We start from the raw sequence: 15,473 nt of genomic DNA, 5'->3' as shown, positions 1-15,473 counted from the left end.
AGATCGGCCCGGGCGTGTCCTCAGAACGTGATGACCGTGCGGGCGACCGTGCCCTGGCGTACGTGGGCGACGGCGTCGTTGATCCGGTCGAGTGGCAGGCGTTCGGTGATCAGGCCGTCCTGGTCAAGCCGTTCGCGCAGGTACTGGGCGGCCAGCATGGGCAGGTCGCGGTGGGGCGCGGCGTCGCCGCCCTGGGTGCCCATGAGACGGCGGGAGGAGAACAGCAGGCCGGTGTCCAGCTCCATCGGGTGGCCCTGGGGCGGGCTGCCGACCATGACCGTGGTCCCGCCCGGCTGGGTGGCGGCGAAGGCCCGCGCCAGCACGCCGGGCACGCCGGTCGCGTCGAAGGCGTAGTCGACGCCGCCGCGGACCAGCGCGCCCACCTGGCGGGGCAGGTCGCCGGCGGTGAGCAGATGGGTGGCGCCGAAGCGTTCGGCCAGCTTGAGCTTCTGCTCGGCCACGTCGGCGGCGATGATCGTGGTCGCGCCGGCCAGCACCGCGCCCTGGATGACGTTGAGTCCCACGCCGCCGCAGCCCACCACCAGGACCGAGGCGCCCGGCGGCACCTCGGCCACGTTCAGGACCGCGCCCACGCCGGTGATCACGCCGCAGGCCAGCAGGCACATGGCGTCGAAGGGGGCGTCCTCGGCGATCTTCACGCACATGGCCTCGGTGACCACCGCGTACTCGGCGAAGGAGCCGATGCCGATGAAACGGCGGGTCTCCCGGCCGTCCAGGGTGATCCGGGGCGGGCCGCCCATGATGGTCGGCAGCCGTAGCGGGCCCGAGCACAGGTGGAAGCGGCCCGAGCCGCAGTGGCGGCAGTGTCCGCAGGGGCCGCTCATGGCGATGATGACGTGGTCGTCCGGCCTGACGGTGGTGACGCCCGCGCCGACGCTCTCCACGACGCCCGCGCTCTCGTGCCCGAGGATGAACGGCGGCGCGGCCACCACCGGGCTCTTGCCGTCGATGGCCTTGAGGTCGGAGCCGCACACGCCCGAGGCCCTGATCCGGACGCGCACCTCGCCGGGCTCGGGGTCGTCGATCTCCACGTCGCGGATCTCCATGGGCTCGTGGAACCCGGTCAGCACGGCCGCGCGCATCAGCATGCGCCCACGCTAGCCCGGCGCGCCGCTTGCGAGCAAGCGGTTGCTCGGGTGCCCGTTGACACCCCTTCCCGGCAAATCTACGCTCAGCGAAACCAAGCGAGCGCTAGGCCGAATCGCGAGGGAGAACAACATGGTACGGCGGGGCGCGGCGGCGCTCACCCTGACGCTGCTCGTCACCGGCTGCGCGGCCCAGCAGACCGGTACGGCCCAGTCGGGCACGGGAGTGACGGACACCACGATCAAGATCGGCGGCGTGCTGACCAAGACCAGCGCGAGCGGCTACTCGACCAGGGACGCCGAGATCGGCGCGAAGGCCAGGTTCGAACGCGCCAACGCCGAGGGCGGCGTCCTCGGCCGCAGGATCGACTTCATCGGCGCCGAGGACGACGCCCAGGACGCGGCCAAGGGCGACGCGGCGGCCAAGAAGCTCGTGCAGAAGGACCAGGTGTTCGCCCTGGTGCCGGTGCACGCCCCGAACTTCGGCGGCGCGGCCTTCCTCGAACAGCAGGGCGTGCCCTGGTTCGGCTGGGCCACCGGGCCGCAGTGGTGCGGCACCAGGACCGGGTTCGGCTACAACGGCTGCCTGGCGCCCAAACAGGGCGCGGGCTCCCAGACGTGGTGGGGCAGGCAGATGGCCGACCTGCTCGGCGGCGCCGAGGGCAAGAGCGTCTACGTCCAGACCAGCGACTCCAGCGGCAGCAAGTACGGCGGCACCACCATCTCCCAGTCGTTCACCGCCGCCGGATTCAGGCTGGCCGGCGTGAACTCCGGCCTCCCGGCCGCCGCCCCGCCCCCCGACTGGCTCCCGTACGTCAACAAGATCATGACCTCGGACGGCGGCAAGGCCCCCGACGTCGTCGTGTCGGTGATCGCGGGCACCAAGTTCAACGTCGGCCTGTACTCGGCGCTCAAGCGGGCCGGTTACAAGGGCGTGCTCACCGACGCCACCAGCTACGACGTGGCCATCCTCAAGGACCAGGCCAGTGCGCAGGCGCTCGAAGGCGTGATCGCCGCGCCCATGTTCGAGCCGTTCGAGTCGCCCGCGCCCGAGATCGCCCAGCTCAAGAAGGACGTGGAGAAGGTCGCCCCCGGCACCGCGCTCACCCAGCACCTGGCGATCGGCTACTGGGCCGCCGACATCTTCCTCGACGTGCTCCGGCGCACCGGCAAGGACCTGACCAGGGAGAAGTTCCTGGCCACCGCCAACGGCGACTACCTGTACGAGAACCCCGGGTTCGGCCGCATCCGCTACCCGAGGGACCACAGCGAGCCGAACGGCTGCGGCGCCCTGGTCAAGCTGGAGGGCGGCGCCTTCCAGGTGGCCAGGCGGATGGCCTGCTTCGACAACGTGCCGCTGAAATGATCCTCCAGTACGTGCTCAGCGGCCTGGTCACCGGGGCCGTCTTCGCGATCATGGGCTCCGGCCTGACCCTGTCGTACGCGGCGACCGGGGTGTTCAACTTCGCCCACGGCGCCGTCGCCTTCCTGGCCGCCCTGCTGTTCCACGAACTCGTCGCCGCCGCCGGGCTGCCCGCGTGGCTGTCGGCGCTTCTGGCGGCCGGGTTGTTCGCGCCCGCGCTCGGCTTCCTGCTGCACCGGGCCATGTTCCGCGGGCTCGCCCAGGCGGGGGAGACCGCGCAGATCGTCGCCACGATCGGGCTCACCATCGCGCTGCCCGCGATCGGCCTGCTGGTCGTGGACCTGGCCGGACTGCCCGGCGCGGACGCCACCTCGCTGCCGCGCGGCGTCGGCCCGCACCCGGCGCTCGGGTTCGACCTGCTCGGGGTGCGGCTGGACAGCGACCAGCTCATCACCTTCGCCGTCTCGGCCGTCGCGGCGGCGGGGTTGTGGGCGTTCATGCGGCACACGCCGTACGGGCTGCGCATGCGGGCCTCCGTGGACCGCCGCCGCCTGGCCACGCTGCGGGGCATCGACGTGGACGCCACCTCGGCGCTGGCCTGGATGCTCGGGTCCGGGCTCGCCGGGCTGGCCGGCGTGGTGGCGGTGCCGGTGCTCGGGCTGGACGCGACGGCGTACACGGTGCTGCTGTTCGCCTCGGCGACGGCGGCGGTGTTCGGACGGCTGCGCTCGATCCCCTGGACGTTCGCGGCCGGGCTCGCGCTCGGGGTCGTGCAGAACCTGGTCGCCGGGTACACCGACTTCCTGGAGGAGGTCACCGGGTTGCGGACCGCCGTACCGGTGATCCTGCTGTTCGCCGGGCTGGTGTTGCTGAACCGGTCGCGGGAGCGGGTGGCGGGCAGCGCCGCCGAGGACGTCCCGCCGCCCGACCGGCTGGCCGGGGTGCCCGTCTGGCGCAGGCGGCTGCCGTGGGCGGCGGGCCTGGTCGTGCTGGCGGCCTTCGCGCTGCTCGGGCCGCAGTACTACGTGGGCGTCGCGGCCCAGGGGCTGGTGCTCGCGCTGATCTTCTGCTCGTTCGTGGTGGTGACCGGGATCGGCGGCATGGTGAACCTGGCGCAGGCCGCCTTCGCCGCCATGGCGGCCCTGACCTGCGGATGGGCCTTCGCCTCCGGGTTGCCGTTCGCCCTGGCGATCCTGCTGGGGGTGCTCGCCGCGGGGGCGGTCGGCCTGGTGGTGGCGCTGCCCGCGCTGCGGCTGGGCGGGAGGGTGCTGACGCTGGCCACGCTGGCCCTGGCGCTGCTGGCCGACCAGGTGCTGTTCCAGGTGGACGCCTTCAGCAACGGGACGATCGGGTGGACGCTGCCCGCGCTCGGGCTCGGCTTCGCCGACACCTCCGACCCGCGGGTGCGGGTGGCCGTGCTGCTGGCCCTGATCGGGCTGGTGGCGCTGCTGGTACGCAATCTGGAGCGGTCGGCGTCCGGGCGGGCCGTCCTCGCCGTACGGTCCGCGCCCGCGGCGGCCGTCACCTCCGGGTTGTCGGCGCCGCGCGCCAAGATCGTGTTGTTCGTGCTGGCGTCGGGCATCGCGGGGCTCGGCGGGGTGTTGTTCGCGATCTCCAAGGGGTCGATCACCGCCACCGACCTGCCCGCGTTCTCCGGGTTCGTGTGGCTGGCCGTGGTGGTGCTGCAGGGCGTGCGCAGGATCGGCGGGGCGGTGCTCGGCGGGCTGGTCGCGGTGGCCGTGCCGGAGCTGCTGGCGACCTGGGGGGTGTCCGCGCACGTCGGGTCGATCCTGTTCGGGGCCGGCGGCATGATCCTGGCCCGGCATCCGGACGGCGTGCTCGCCCAGTTCGCCGAGGCCCGGCACCGCCGTCGCACCGCCGCCGTCGCGCCGGTCGGGTTGGTCGCGCCGGTCCCGTCGGTCGTGGCGGACGTCCGCGCCGCCGTGCCACGGCGGGCCGCGCCGGGCGGGGGCGGCTCGCCGCTGTTCGTGCTGGAGGACGTCGTGGCCGGCTACGCCGACTGCACCGTGCTGCGCGGGGTGACGCTGGAGGTGCGGCCCGGCGAGGTGGTGGCGCTGCTCGGCGCGAACGGCGCGGGCAAGTCCACCACGTGCGCCGTCGCCGCCGGGGACCTGCCCGCGACCGGCGGACGCGTCCTGCTCGACGGCGTGGACGTCACCGCCTGGCCCGCGCACCGGCGGGCCCGCGCGGGCGTCCTGCTGGCCCCCGAGGGCCGGGGCGTGTTCCCGGGGCTCACCGTGGAGGAGAACCTGCGTACCTGGCTGGTGGATCCCGGGCCGGTCTACGACCGTCTGCCGCAGCTCGCGGCCCGCCGTACGGTGGCGGCGGGCGCGTTGTCGGGCGGCGAGCAGCAGCTCCTCACGCTGGCCCCGGCCCTGGTGCGCCCGCCGCGCGTGCTGATCGCCGACGAGCCGTCGCTCGGCCTCGCGCCCCTCGTGGTACGGCAGGTGTTCGACGTCTTCGCCGAGCTGCGCGACCGGGGTGTGGCGTTGCTGCTGGTCGAGGAGAAGGCCACCGAGGCGCTGGCCGTCGCCGACCGGGTCGCGTTCATGCGGTTGGGCGGCGTCACCTGGACGGGCCCGCGTTCGGAGGTGGACGGCGACCGGCTGACCGCCGCCTACCTGGGGGTGAGGTGAATGCTCGCGGTGGAGGGCGTGTCCGTGGCCTTCGGCGGGGTCAGGGCGCTGGACGGGGTGACGTTCGAGGCCGGGCCGGGCCAGGTCTGCGGCGTGATCGGCCCGAACGGCGCGGGCAAGACCACGTTGTTCGACGTCGTGTCCGGGTTGCGCAGACCGGTCGCGGGCCGGGTCAGGCTGGCCGGGCGGGACGTGACCGGCATGCCGGCGGTCCGGCGGGCCAGGGCCGGGGTGCGCAGGACGTTCCAGCGCACCCAGGTCTTCGGCCGGCTCACCGTGGCCCAGAACGTGCTGGCCGCGCTCGACTGGCACGGCGGTGGCGGCGGGCTGGCCGCCGACCTGGCCGGCTGGCCGGGCCGGCGGCGGATCGAGCGCGAACGCGGCACGCGTGTGGCGGAGGTGCTCGACCTGTGCGGGCTCACGCCGCTGCGCGACGCGTACGCCGCCGCGCTGCCGGTCGGGCAGCGCCGCCTGGTCGAGCTGGCCCGGGCGCTCGCCGACCGCCCGAGACTCCTGCTGCTGGACGAGCCCACCTCCGGCCTGGACGCCGCCCAGACCGCCCGGCTCGCCGAGGTCGTCAGGACCCTGGACACGACCGTGCTGCTGGTCGAGCACGACATGGGCTTCGTCATGGACATCTGCGACCGGATCGTCGTGCTGGACCTCGGCCGGGTGATCGCGTCCGGGACGCCCGCGCAGGTGCGCGACGATCCGGTGGTGCGGGCCGCGTACCTAGGCTGAGTGCCGCTCGGTGAAGGACAGGACGCGGCGCCAGGCGTCCTGGCAGACCCCGTCCCACTCCTTGAACGAGCGGTCGAAGAAGGAGTGGGGCGCGCCCTCGTAGACGTGGGTCTCGTGCTCGGTGCCCACCCGGTCGAGCGCCGCGGTGTAGGCGTCGAACTCCTCGGGGCTCGACACCGTGTCCGCGCCGCCCCTGAGCAGCAGCAGCGGCGCGCCCGGCCCGGTCGTGGGCTCGTCGATGAAGCGCAGCGCGCCGTAGAAGCCGATGCTCCCGGCCAGGCCGTTGCCCTCGGCGCCCTGACGCCACGACAGCGCGCCGCCCATGCAGAAGCCCACCGTGAACACCGGGCCGTCACCGGCCAGCTCGGCGGTGGCCGCCGCCGCGTCGGCCTGCACCTGGTCGAGCTTGAGCTGGTTGACGTGGGGCAGGTAGTCGAAGTCGTCGCCGCGGTCGCCGCTCTCCTCGGTACGGCCGAAGTAGTCGATCGCGATCGTACGGAACCCCGCCTCGGCGAAGCGCATCGCGAGGTCGCGGTAGAACGGGTGCAGGCCGCGCACGTCCGGCATGATCACCACACCGCGGCCGTTCGGCTCGGCCGGGTCGGCCCGGTAGGCCATGAACCGGGTGCCGTCGGCGGAGGTCAGGGTGATCTGCTCGTGCGCGGCCACCTCGCCCTGGATCGGCGGGGCGGGCGGTCGGCTGTCGGTGGAATGACACATGTGCCCAGCATGCCCCAAGGTGATCGTCCACCATCTGATTTCGCCCTCAGTACGGCGGCGCCGCCCGGAACGCCTCCAGCAGGTGGGCCCGTACTCGTGCCACGGCCGTCCTGGCCAGCGCCCCCGACCGTACGGCCAGGTAGCCGGTGTTGATCGGCGGCTCCGCCGGTTCGGCCAGCACGACCAGCGTGCCCTCGGCCAGGTCGCGCCGGCACAGGTACGCGGGCAGGACCGAGACGCCCGTCCCGGCCCGTACCGCGCTCAGCACGCCGCGCAGGTCGGGGATGACGACCTGCGCGGCCATCGACGGCCGCCGCCCGAAGACGGTCCGCCAGTAGCGGCGCACGATGGGCAGGTCCTCGGCGTAGGCCACCATCGGGACCGTGGCCAGCTCCTTGGGCCCGACCCGGCCAGGCGGCAGCGTGGCGGCCAGGGACGGCGCCGCGACCAGGACGAACTCCTCGTCGTACACCGGGTCCGCCCGCACGCCGCGCACCCGGGGCCGGATCGTGGACAACACCAGGTCGAGCCGTCCGGCCGCGAGGTCGGCCAGCAGGTCGTCGGCCAGGCCGAGGGTGGTGCGCAGCCGCAGCCCGTCCCGTACGAGCGGGGCGAGCATCGGCATCACCACCTCGCACAGGAACTCGGCCGGGCCGCCCAGGTGCACGGCCTCGTCCGAGGGCAGCTCCGACCCGGCCACCTCGTCCAGCGCGTCGAGGGCGGGGGCGATCCGGCGGGCCAGCTCGGCGGCCGCGGGGGTGGGCGCGACACCGCGTGGCAGCCGGTCGAACAGCGGCCGGTCGAGCGTCGCCTCCAGCGTCTTGACCTGGGCGGTCACCGCGGGCTGTGACAGGCCGAGCGTCTGCGCGGCGGCCGTGATGGAGCCGGTGCGGTGGACGGCGAGGAAGGTCCGCAGCAGGTCCAACGAGAGTGGCGACATATCACCATTCTGATGGCAAGACTAATATTTCGCTATTTGCGGCTGATGGCGGCGCACGGCGATCCTGGACGTATGAGCAAGCGCATTCTGATCGTGCTGACCAGCCATGACGACCTCGGCGGCGTGGAACGTACCGGATATTACGTGCCCGAGGCGGCCCACCCCTGGGAGATCTTCACCAAGGCGGGCTTCGAGGTGGACGTCGCCAGCGTCGCGGGCGGCGCGCAGGCGCGGGACGGCTACGACCCGGACGACCACGTCCAGGCCGCCTTCCTCGCCGCCGGACTGCACCGCGACACCGCCCGCCTGGCCGGTGTGGACGCCTCCGCCTACGACGCCGTCCTGTACGCCGGCGGCCACGGCACCATGTGGGACTTCCCCGGCGACCCCGACGTCGCCCGCGTCGGCCGGGAGATCTACGAGCGCGGCGGCGTGGTGGCGGCCGTCTGCCACGGCCCCTCGGCGCTGGTCGGCCTGACCCTGTCGGACGGCTCCCACCTGGTGGACGGCAAGCGGGTGGCCGCGTTCACCAACAGCGAGGAGACCGCGCGGGGAGTGGCGGAGGTGGTGCCGTTCCTGCTGGCCGACGCGCTGACCGAGCGGGGCGCCCGGCACGAGCCCGCCCCGAACTGGCAGGCCCACGTCGTGGTGGACGGCCGCCTGGTCACCGGCCAGAACCCGGCCAGCGCCGCGCCCCTGGCCGAACGGGTGGTCGGCCTGCTCGCCTGACCTCGCCGACCGGCGGGCGCGGTACGCGCAACGGCAGCCGGATGGCGGTTGCCGCACCCTCGCGCGGGAGCCGACGATCGAGGGGTACGGCAGGCCACACCCCGTGGAAGGAAGTCCGCATGGCGTTCCACCCCAATCTCGATCCGGAGCTGCGTACCGCGCTCGAACTCGCGCCGTTCCCGGCCTTCGACGTGACGGCCCTGTCACCGGAGGATCTGGCCGGGCAGCGGGCGCAGATGAACGCGATGCTGGCCGCGGCGCCGCCCGCCGAGACCGACGTCCTGATCGAGAACCGCCACGTCCCCGGCCCCGACGGCGAGCCGGACGTACGGGTCCGGATCTACCGTCCGGCCGAGGGGGGAACCGGCGGGCCCGGCCTCTACTGGATACACGGCGGCGGCATGATCTTCGGCGTGCCCGAGGTCGACGAGGCCGTGATGATCGACTACGTCGAGCGGCTCGGCGTCGTGGTGGTCTCCGTCGACTACCGCCTGGCGCCCGATCACCCGCATCCCGCGCCGGTCGAGGACTGCTACGCGGGCCTGGTGTGGACCGCCAAGAACGCGGAGGAACTGGGCCTCGACCCCGCCAGGCTGGCCGTCGGCGGGGCCAGCGCGGGTGGCGGGCTGGCCGCCGCGACCGTGTTGCTCGCCCGTGACCGGGGCGGGCCCGAGGTGGTCTTCCAGCTCCTGATCTGCCCGATGCTCGACGACCGCAACAACACGCCGTCGAGCCGGGAGTTCACCGAGGCCGTCGTCTGGGACCGGGCCGCGAACCTCTTCGGCTGGTCCGCCCTGCTCGGCGACCGGGCGGGCGGCGCGGACGTCCCGCCGTACGCGGCGCCCTCGCGGGCCGAGGACCTGTCGGGATTGCCGCCCGCGTTCATCGACGTGGGCGAGCTGGAAGTGTTCAGGGACGAGGACATCGACTACGCCCAGCGGCTCTCGCGCGCCGGGGTGTCCACCGAGTTCCACCTCTACCCCGGGGCCTTCCACGGGTTCGACATCATGGTGCCGGACACCGCGCTGAGCAGGCGGGCGCGGGAGGGCCGGCTGGCCGCGCTCAGGCGGGCGTACCGGTTGTAGCGTTCGCGAGCAGGCGTACCAGGGCGAGGGCGAGGTGCGCGCGCAGGCGGCCGGCGGGGCCGGCGAGGGAGAAGCCGAGCACCGACTCCGCCCGCGCGATGCGGCCGGCCATCGAGCTGTGGTGCAGGTGCACCTCGGCGGCGGCGGCGCGTACCGACCCGGCCGCGCACAGCGCGCGCACCGCGAGCAGGTGATCCTCGCCCAGCCTGGCCATCGCCCGCACGTCGGCCAGCTCCGCGACGGCCGCGCCGGGCAGGTCGGCGAATAGCGCGAGGGCCCCGAGGTCGGTCCAGCGCACCACCCGGTCGTACGGGCCGGTGAAACGCAGCGCGGTGCGGGCCTTGGCCCACGACTCGGCGGCGTGCGAACCGGGCAGCTCGGGGCCGATGCCCACGCGCGAGCCCTCGGGCAGCTCGCCGTCGAGGGGGGTGGCCACCAGTACGGCCTGGGTGTCGCCGATCCTGGCGGCGCGTACACGATGGCCCATGGCCCGCAGCCCGCCCGCGACCGGATCACGGGGAAGCCCCTGGGGCGGGGTGTGGGGGAGGTTCGGGGGCGGGACGTGGGGGGAGGCGAAGGCCAGGGCCTGGAGCGGGGCGGACGGGGCGAACCCGAGCAGCCGCAGCGCCCGCGCCCGCTCCGCCTCGCCGGTCTCGGCCGAGAGCACCAGCTCGACCAGCGCCGGGTCCTGACCCTCGCGGGCCTGCGCGGCGGCGCGCTCCAAGGTCAGCTCGGCCGCCGCGGCGAACCGTTCGAGCACGATCTCGTCGAGGCCGTGCGCGGCGCCCTCGCGTTCCATCCACACGCTGCCCAGCCCGCCGCTCAGCTCCCTGACCTGCGACGCGCCGCCCTCGGGCGGGGCGGGCCGGCCGTCGGGCGCGACCCTGACGCGCTCGCCGGCGGCGGCGTCGAACAGGCCGGCCGGACACTGCGCCAGCCGCGCGGTGGCCGCGAGCAGCACCGGCACGGTCACGTGATCGCGCACCAGCGAGTCGAAGTAGGCGATGACCCGGACCGCGCTCTCGGCGTCGGCGTCGAGCGTGGACAGCCGGAGCAGAAGACCCTGCACGCCCCTCACAATATGCGCGCGGGCGGCGGCCTGGCCAGGCGACCAAGCGTGCGCTAGGTTGGTTTCGTGGATCTCGACTTCTCCCCGGCCGAGCTGGACTTCCGCGCCGAGGTTCGCGACTGGCTGGCCGCCCACGTGCCGGAACGGCTCCCGCCCATGGACGGCCCCGAGGGCTTCGAGGCGCACCGCGCCTGGGAGGCGCTGCTGGCCGGCGAGCGGCTGTCGGTCGTCTCCTGGCCCCGCGAGTACGGCGGCCGCGGCGCGTCCCTGATCGAATGGCTGATCTTCGAGGAGGAGTACTGGGCCGCCGGAGCCCCCGCCCGCGTCAGCCAGAACGGCATCTTCCTCCTCGCCCCGAGCCTCATGCGGTTCGGCACCCCCGAGCAGCGGCGACGCTGGCTGCCCCGGATGGCGGCGGCCGAGGACGTCTGGGCGCAGGCGTGGTCCGAACCCGAGGCCGGCAGCGACCTCGCCGCGCTCACCGCCCGCGCCGAGCGCGTCGACGGCGGCTGGCGCCTGTACGGCCACAAGACCTGGAGCTCCCGGGCCGCCCACGCCTCCCACGGCTTCGGCCTCTTCCGCACCTCCGGCGCGCGGCACAAGGGCCTGACGTACTTCCTGTTCCCCCTGGACGAGGTCGCCGTACGGCCGATCGCGCAGCTCGACGGCCTGCCCGGGTTCGCCGAGCTGCACTTCGACGGCGTGTTCGCGGACGACTCCATGGTGCTCGGCGAACCCGGCGACGGCTGGCGGATCGCGATGGCCACCACCTCCTCCGAACGCGGCCTGACCCTGCGCAGCCCCGGCCGCTTCCTGGCCACCGCCGACCGGCTCGTCGAGCTGGCCAGGGACGCCGACCCCGGCCTCGCCGACCCCGCCCTTGCCGACCAGGCCGCGCGCTGCTGGACGGCGGCCGAGGCGTACCGGCTGCACACCTTCGCCACCGCCCGCCGGATCATGGCCGGGGCCGAGATCGGGGCCGCGGCCAGCATGGGCAAGGTCTTCTGGTCGGAGCTGGACCTGCGCATGCACGAGCTGGCCATGGAACTGCTCGGCGACCGCGCGGGCGGCACGGACTGGCTGGACGGCTTCCTGTTCTCGCTGGCCGGGCCCATCTACGCGGGCACGAACGAGATCCAGCGCAACATCATCGCCGAGCGTGTCCTGGGCCTGCCCCGCTGAGTCCTCTGGAGTCGCCCTCATGCACTTCGCCTTCACCGACGAGCAACTCGCCCTGGGCGCGACCGTACGCGACGTGCTGCGGGCGCACTGCCCGCCCGGCGCGCTGCGGACCGAACGCCGTCCCGCCTGGGACCAGCTCGCCGAGCTGGGCTTCTTCGGGCTGCTCCTGCCGCCGGAGCTCGACGGGCTCGGGCTCGGCCTGACCGACGTGCTGCCAGCCGTCGAGGAGACCGGGCGGGCGTGCCTGCCGGGGCCGGTCGTGCAGACCGCCGTGGCGGCGGCGTTCCTGGTGCCGCGCGTCCCCAAGCTCGCCTCGGGGGCGGTGTGCGTGGGCGTGTTGTTGCCGGGGGAGACGTACGCGGCCGACGCCGATCTCGCCGACGTGCTCGTCGTGGCGCGTACCGGGAGTGCGGCCCGGGTGTTTCCCGGGCACGCGGCGCGGCTCGCGGCCAGGCCGGGGGTGGACCCGTGCCGGCCGCTGGTCTACGTCGCCGTGGAGCCGTCCGGCCAGGACGACCTCGCGGCGCCCGGCGCGGACCGGGTCGCGCTCGCGGCGCGGGCCGTCACGGTCGCGACCGCCGCCCAGCTCGTCGGGGTCGCGCGGGAGCTGCTCGGGGTCTCGGTGTCGTACGCGCGGGTCAGGAGGCAGTTCGGGGCGGCGATCGGGTCCTTCCAGGCCGTCCGGCACAAGCTCGCCGACGTGGCGGTGGCCGTCGAGTTCGCCGCGCCGCTGGTGCACCGGGCGGCGCTGTCCGTGGATCGGTCCGCGCCCACCGCCGAACGGGACGTCAGCGCCGCCAAGGCCGCGGCCGGCGAGGCGGCGACGCTGGCCGCCCGGGTCGCGCTCCAGACCCACGGGGCGATCGGCTACACCGAGGAGCTGGACCTGCGGTTCTGGCTCGCGCGCGCCTGGTCGCTGTCGGCCGCGTACGGCGGCGCCGCCCTCCACCGCGAACGCGTGCGCGCCTCCCTGTTCGGCGGCGACCTGCGGAGGAACCCGTGAAGTACGGCGTCCCGCTCGGCCTGCTGCACCCGGACGCCTGGAAGGACGTGGCCGTGGCCGCCGACGAGCTGGGGTTCGAGTCGGTGTGGCTGCCCGAGCACCTGGTGTTCGCCACCGACCTGTCGCTCGCGGTCTACCCCGGGACCGAGGATCCCGGCATCAAGCCGACGACGCCGCTGTTCGACGCCCCGGCCTACCTGTGCTGGCTGGCCGGGCTCACCACCCGCGTCCGGCTGGGCACCGCCGTGTACCTGCCCGCCCTGCGCCACCCGTTCGCCGTGGCCCGCGCGTTCGCCACCCTGGACGTGCTCTCCGGCGGGCGGGCCGTCTGCGGGGTCGGCGCCGGCTGGTACCAGGGGGAGTGGACGGCGGCCGGGCTGCCCTTCGAGACCCGCGGCGCCCGGCCGCCCGAGGCCATCGAGGTGATCAGGCGGCTCTGGACCGAACCCGTCGTCGCGCACTCAGGGCGGTTCTACCGGTTTCCCGAGGTCGCCTTCGAGCCCAAGCCCGTACAGGGGCGGCTGCCGGTGCTGGCCGGCGGGGAGTCGGCCGCGGCGCTGCGCCGGGCGGCCCGGCTGTGCGACGGGTGGATCAGCATGCCGCACACGATCGAGTCGATCAGGCCGCAGGTGGCGCGGCTGGGGGCGGGGGTGCCGGTCACCGCCCACGCGTACGCGCTGGCCTCTCCCCGGGAGGTGGCCGACTGGGTGGAGCTGGGGGTGGAACGGCTCATTGTCCGCCCATGGACGCGCAGCCGCGACGCGGTCACCCGCCTGGCCGCCTTCGCCGCGGAGTACGGAGTGGGCTGACGGCGGCGGTGTCCGCCGGGTCAGGCCGGTTGGCGTCCCCAGTCGGGTGTGGTGAGGACTTCGCGGGTGCGGTGGCGGCGGCCCCTGAGGGGGGCGTCCTGGACGAAGGTCTCGACGGTGACCGTCTGCGAGGTGGCGGTCGTGGCGCGCCGGTGGCGGCGGCCGCGCGGGGCGAGGTCGTCCCAGCAGGGGGTGGGCTCGGGGACGTACGGGTCGGTGGGTGCCTCGGGGCGGCGGCGACGGCCCCGGTAGGTCGCCCCGATCCCGGACGCCTCGGCGGAACGCGGCGTCGCCCTCGTACGAGGGGCGGGGGAGAAGGCGCTGAAGCTGCTGGACGCCGGGGGAAGCGAGATCGGGACCAGCGGGCCGGTGTCGAAGGTGGGCTCGAAGGGCGCGGTGTCGGGCGCGGGCCGGAACGCCGCGCTGTCCAACCGCCGCGGCGGCGCCATCGGATCACTGAACGCTTCGAACCCCTCCTCGGAGGGGTTGGCGGCGGTGAGGCGGAGGGGGGCCGGGTGGGGGTGCTCGGGGTGTGCCTTCGAGGGGCGGCGGCGGGCGCCTGCGGCGTGGGAGCCACGCCTGCGACGTGAGCCGGGCGCGGGGACCGCGCCGCCGGTACGACGGCCCTCTCCGGAACCCCTGCCCGAGAGGCCAGGCTCCGAGGAGATGACACCCAAGGCGTCGCGCACCCTGAGTTCGCCCGCTGAAGTGGTGCCCACGCCGATGGTGAGGCCCGCGGTGGTGCCCGCGGTGGTGCCCGCGGTGGTGTCCGTGCCGATGGTGAGGCCCGCGACGGTGGGGGTCGGGGCGGGCGCGGTTGTGGCGGTTCTCAAGCGGGCCGGGGGTGGGGTGAGCTTCAGGGAGGCGTTGGCGGGGCGAAGGCGGGATTGGCGGGTCTTGGCGAGGGCGAGGAGGGCCAGGGCGGCGATCAGGGCCGAGCCGACCAGCGTCGGCGAGCCGATCGTGGACAGCGAGCCGGACGAGGAGGCGTCCACGAGGGTGGGGAGGGGCTCGGCGGTGGCGGCCGTGGTGTCGGCGGTCGTCGCCTTCGCGTGCTTGGACTTCTGCCCCGACCGCCCGGCCGCCGCCGTCGGTACGGGCGCCGCCGCCGTCTCGGGCGAGGCGGCCGGCGAGGGTACGGCGGGAGACCCGGAAGGCGAGGTCGCCGTGGCCTTGGCGGGCCGCTCGGCGGTGCTCTTCGGACGGGCGGCCAGCGGGGCCGAGGCCGGACGTTCCTGCTCGACGTGCGGGATGAGGGAGCTGAGGGAGTCCTCGGGGAGTTGGAGCGTTCCGACGTCGGTGCCGGGCCTGGCGGGCATCGCCGCCTGCTCGTCGGCCCGCTTCTGGGCCGCCTCCTCCTCCAGACGGGCCTTGATGCGCTCGGGGTAGCCGTAGCCGACGACCTTGCTGGTGTCGCGTTCCTTGCGCTTGGCGACGCCCCCGTCGATGTTGCCCTCGATGGTGAGGATCTTGTCGCCCCGGACCGCGGTGACGATGCCGACGTGGTCGATGCCGTCGATCTCGCCGGACCCGCTCCAGTCGTAGAAGACGAAAGCGCCTGGCTTGGGCGTCTTGCCCCAGGCCCCCTGTGCCTTGAACCATTCGGCGTGCCGTACGGTCCAGGCGAACTGCCCGATCCATTCCTGGTAGCCGAGCTTGTGCGCGGCCCAGGAGAGGTACATGTCACACCAGGGTGCGGCGGAGTAGTCGGCGTCGAACTCGACGGTCTTTCCGTACCAGTCGCCGAACTTGGTGTACGCGCCGGCCTTCTCGGAGTAGCCCAGCTGGCTTTCGAGCAGGTCGATGTACTTCTGCATCTCTGGCGTCATGGAAGTATGGGGGAACCTTCCGGGCAAGATCCGGATTTATCCACGCATACCGGGGTACGGCGGGGTAACCCGGGATACATGCGACAAAGCCGGAGACCTGTTGTCTTCCGTGCTGAGCGAGGTTACCGCTTCGTGACCAAGGTCAAGCACACCCCAAGAGAGGGCAAAGACACCACCAGGCGCATAATCCCAGTTCAGCCCCGCCACCGGGACTGTCTGGAACCGGCGATTTAAGAAGAA

General features: G+C 74.1%; 13 protein-coding genes. 8 read left to right on the top strand and 5 right to left on the bottom strand.

What is annotated here, in order from left to right:
- Positions 1-20: 20 nt before the first annotated feature.
- Positions 21-1,109 carry an alcohol dehydrogenase catalytic domain-containing protein gene (locus tag DMB42_RS47895; protein WP_125647285.1) on the bottom strand — a complete coding sequence of 363 codons (1,089 nt, stop codon included), beginning with the start codon at positions 1,107-1,109 and terminating at the stop codon, positions 21-23.
- 130 nt (positions 1,110-1,239) lie between these two features.
- On the opposite strand from DMB42_RS47895, the gene DMB42_RS47890 reads away from it, so the two are divergent.
- Genes DMB42_RS47890 through DMB42_RS47880 form a run of 3 tightly spaced genes read left to right on the top strand, consistent with a single transcriptional unit; the run spans position 1,240 to position 5,867 of the window.
- Positions 1,240-2,472 (top strand): ABC transporter substrate-binding protein, encoded by a 1,233-nt coding sequence (locus tag DMB42_RS47890; RefSeq protein WP_125647282.1) that lies wholly within the window; start codon positions 1,240-1,242, stop codon positions 2,470-2,472.
- The gene (locus DMB42_RS47885; RefSeq protein WP_125647279.1) at positions 2,469-5,126 is read left to right on the top strand and encodes an ABC transporter permease subunit; all 2,658 of its coding nucleotides are present in this window, start codon (positions 2,469-2,471) and stop codon (positions 5,124-5,126) included. The genes DMB42_RS47890 and DMB42_RS47885 overlap by 4 nt, the downstream gene beginning before the upstream one ends.
- On the top strand, positions 5,127-5,867 hold the full coding sequence (locus DMB42_RS47880) for an ABC transporter ATP-binding protein (RefSeq protein WP_125647276.1): 741 nt from the start codon (positions 5,127-5,129) through the stop codon (positions 5,865-5,867). It abuts the gene before it with no gap.
- On the opposite strand, the gene DMB42_RS47875 is transcribed toward DMB42_RS47880, so the two are convergent.
- Together DMB42_RS47875 and DMB42_RS47870 are read right to left on the bottom strand one after the other, a co-directional pair.
- Positions 5,859-6,587 carry a dienelactone hydrolase family protein gene (locus DMB42_RS47875; RefSeq protein ID WP_125647273.1) on the bottom strand — a complete coding sequence of 243 codons (729 nt, stop codon included), beginning with the start codon at positions 6,585-6,587 and terminating at the stop codon, positions 5,859-5,861. The two genes, DMB42_RS47880 and DMB42_RS47875, sit on opposite strands and share 9 nt — an antisense overlap.
- Positions 6,588-6,633: 46 nt before the next feature.
- Positions 6,634-7,527, bottom strand: a complete 894-nt coding sequence (locus DMB42_RS47870) for a LysR family transcriptional regulator (RefSeq protein WP_125647270.1) — start codon at positions 7,525-7,527, stop codon at positions 6,634-6,636.
- 72 nt (positions 7,528-7,599) lie between these two features.
- Between DMB42_RS47870 and DMB42_RS47865 the strand changes: the two genes are divergently transcribed.
- Together DMB42_RS47865 and DMB42_RS47860 are read left to right on the top strand one after the other, a co-directional pair.
- Positions 7,600-8,256, top strand: coding sequence for a type 1 glutamine amidotransferase domain-containing protein (locus tag DMB42_RS47865; protein WP_125647267.1), 657 nt, complete (start codon positions 7,600-7,602; stop codon positions 8,254-8,256).
- A 119-nt stretch (positions 8,257-8,375) separates the two neighbouring features.
- A complete protein-coding gene (locus tag DMB42_RS47860) occupies positions 8,376-9,341 on the top strand; it encodes an alpha/beta hydrolase (RefSeq protein ID WP_125647265.1) in 966 nt (321 codons plus the stop codon).
- On the opposite strand, the gene DMB42_RS47855 is transcribed toward DMB42_RS47860, so the two are convergent.
- The gene (locus tag DMB42_RS47855) at positions 9,319-10,410 is read right to left on the bottom strand and encodes a helix-turn-helix domain-containing protein (RefSeq protein ID WP_125647262.1); all 1,092 of its coding nucleotides are present in this window, start codon (positions 10,408-10,410) and stop codon (positions 9,319-9,321) included. The genes DMB42_RS47860 and DMB42_RS47855 overlap by 23 nt on opposite strands.
- 66 nt (positions 10,411-10,476) lie before the next feature.
- Between DMB42_RS47855 and DMB42_RS47850 the strand changes: the two genes are divergently transcribed.
- The 3 genes from DMB42_RS47850 to DMB42_RS47840 are packed head-to-tail and all read left to right on the top strand — an operon-like array spanning position 10,477 to position 13,404.
- Entirely contained in the window at positions 10,477-11,592 is a 1,116-nt protein-coding gene (locus DMB42_RS47850) for an acyl-CoA dehydrogenase family protein (RefSeq protein ID WP_125647259.1), read from the top strand.
- Between the two features lie 19 nt (positions 11,593-11,611).
- Positions 11,612-12,595, top strand: coding sequence for an acyl-CoA dehydrogenase family protein (locus DMB42_RS47845; RefSeq protein ID WP_125647256.1), 984 nt, complete (start codon positions 11,612-11,614; stop codon positions 12,593-12,595).
- Positions 12,592-13,404, top strand: a complete 813-nt coding sequence (locus DMB42_RS47840; RefSeq protein WP_125647253.1) for a TIGR03619 family F420-dependent LLM class oxidoreductase — start codon at positions 12,592-12,594, stop codon at positions 13,402-13,404. Before DMB42_RS47845 ends, DMB42_RS47840 begins: the two co-directional genes overlap by 4 nt.
- Before the next feature lie 20 nt (positions 13,405-13,424).
- Here the strand turns inward: DMB42_RS47840 and DMB42_RS47835 are convergent, their stop codons facing one another.
- Positions 13,425-15,233 (bottom strand): CHAP domain-containing protein, encoded by a 1,809-nt coding sequence (locus DMB42_RS47835; protein WP_125647250.1) that lies wholly within the window; start codon positions 15,231-15,233, stop codon positions 13,425-13,427.
- Positions 15,234-15,473: the final 240 nt, after the last annotated feature.

The sequence above is a fragment of the Nonomuraea sp. WAC 01424 genome, assembly GCF_003947315.1.
GTDB lineage: Bacteria > Actinomycetota > Actinomycetes > Streptosporangiales > Streptosporangiaceae > Nonomuraea > Nonomuraea spiralis.
This window is presented reverse-complemented; position numbering and strand designations above follow the sequence as displayed.

Coding starts and splice junctions, on each gene's coding strand:
- DMB42_RS47885 (WP_125647279.1), top strand. CDS start 2,469: ATGATCCTCCAGTACGTGCTCAGCGGCCTGGTCACCGGGGCCGTCTTC.
- DMB42_RS47890 (WP_125647282.1), top strand. CDS start 1,240: ATGGTACGGCGGGGCGCGGCGGCGCTCACCCTGACGCTGCTCGTCACC.
- DMB42_RS47880 (WP_125647276.1), top strand. CDS start 5,127: ATGCTCGCGGTGGAGGGCGTGTCCGTGGCCTTCGGCGGGGTCAGGGCG.
- DMB42_RS47895 (WP_125647285.1), bottom strand. CDS start 1,109: ATGCTGATGCGCGCGGCCGTGCTGACCGGGTTCCACGAGCCCATGGAG.
- DMB42_RS47870 (WP_125647270.1), bottom strand. CDS start 7,527: ATGTCGCCACTCTCGTTGGACCTGCTGCGGACCTTCCTCGCCGTCCAC.
- DMB42_RS47835 (WP_125647250.1), bottom strand. CDS start 15,233: ATGACGCCAGAGATGCAGAAGTACATCGACCTGCTCGAAAGCCAGCTG.
- DMB42_RS47845 (WP_125647256.1), top strand. CDS start 11,612: ATGCACTTCGCCTTCACCGACGAGCAACTCGCCCTGGGCGCGACCGTA.
- DMB42_RS47875 (WP_125647273.1), bottom strand. CDS start 6,587: ATGTGTCATTCCACCGACAGCCGACCGCCCGCCCCGCCGATCCAGGGC.
- DMB42_RS47860 (WP_125647265.1), top strand. CDS start 8,376: ATGGCGTTCCACCCCAATCTCGATCCGGAGCTGCGTACCGCGCTCGAA.
- DMB42_RS47865 (WP_125647267.1), top strand. CDS start 7,600: ATGAGCAAGCGCATTCTGATCGTGCTGACCAGCCATGACGACCTCGGC.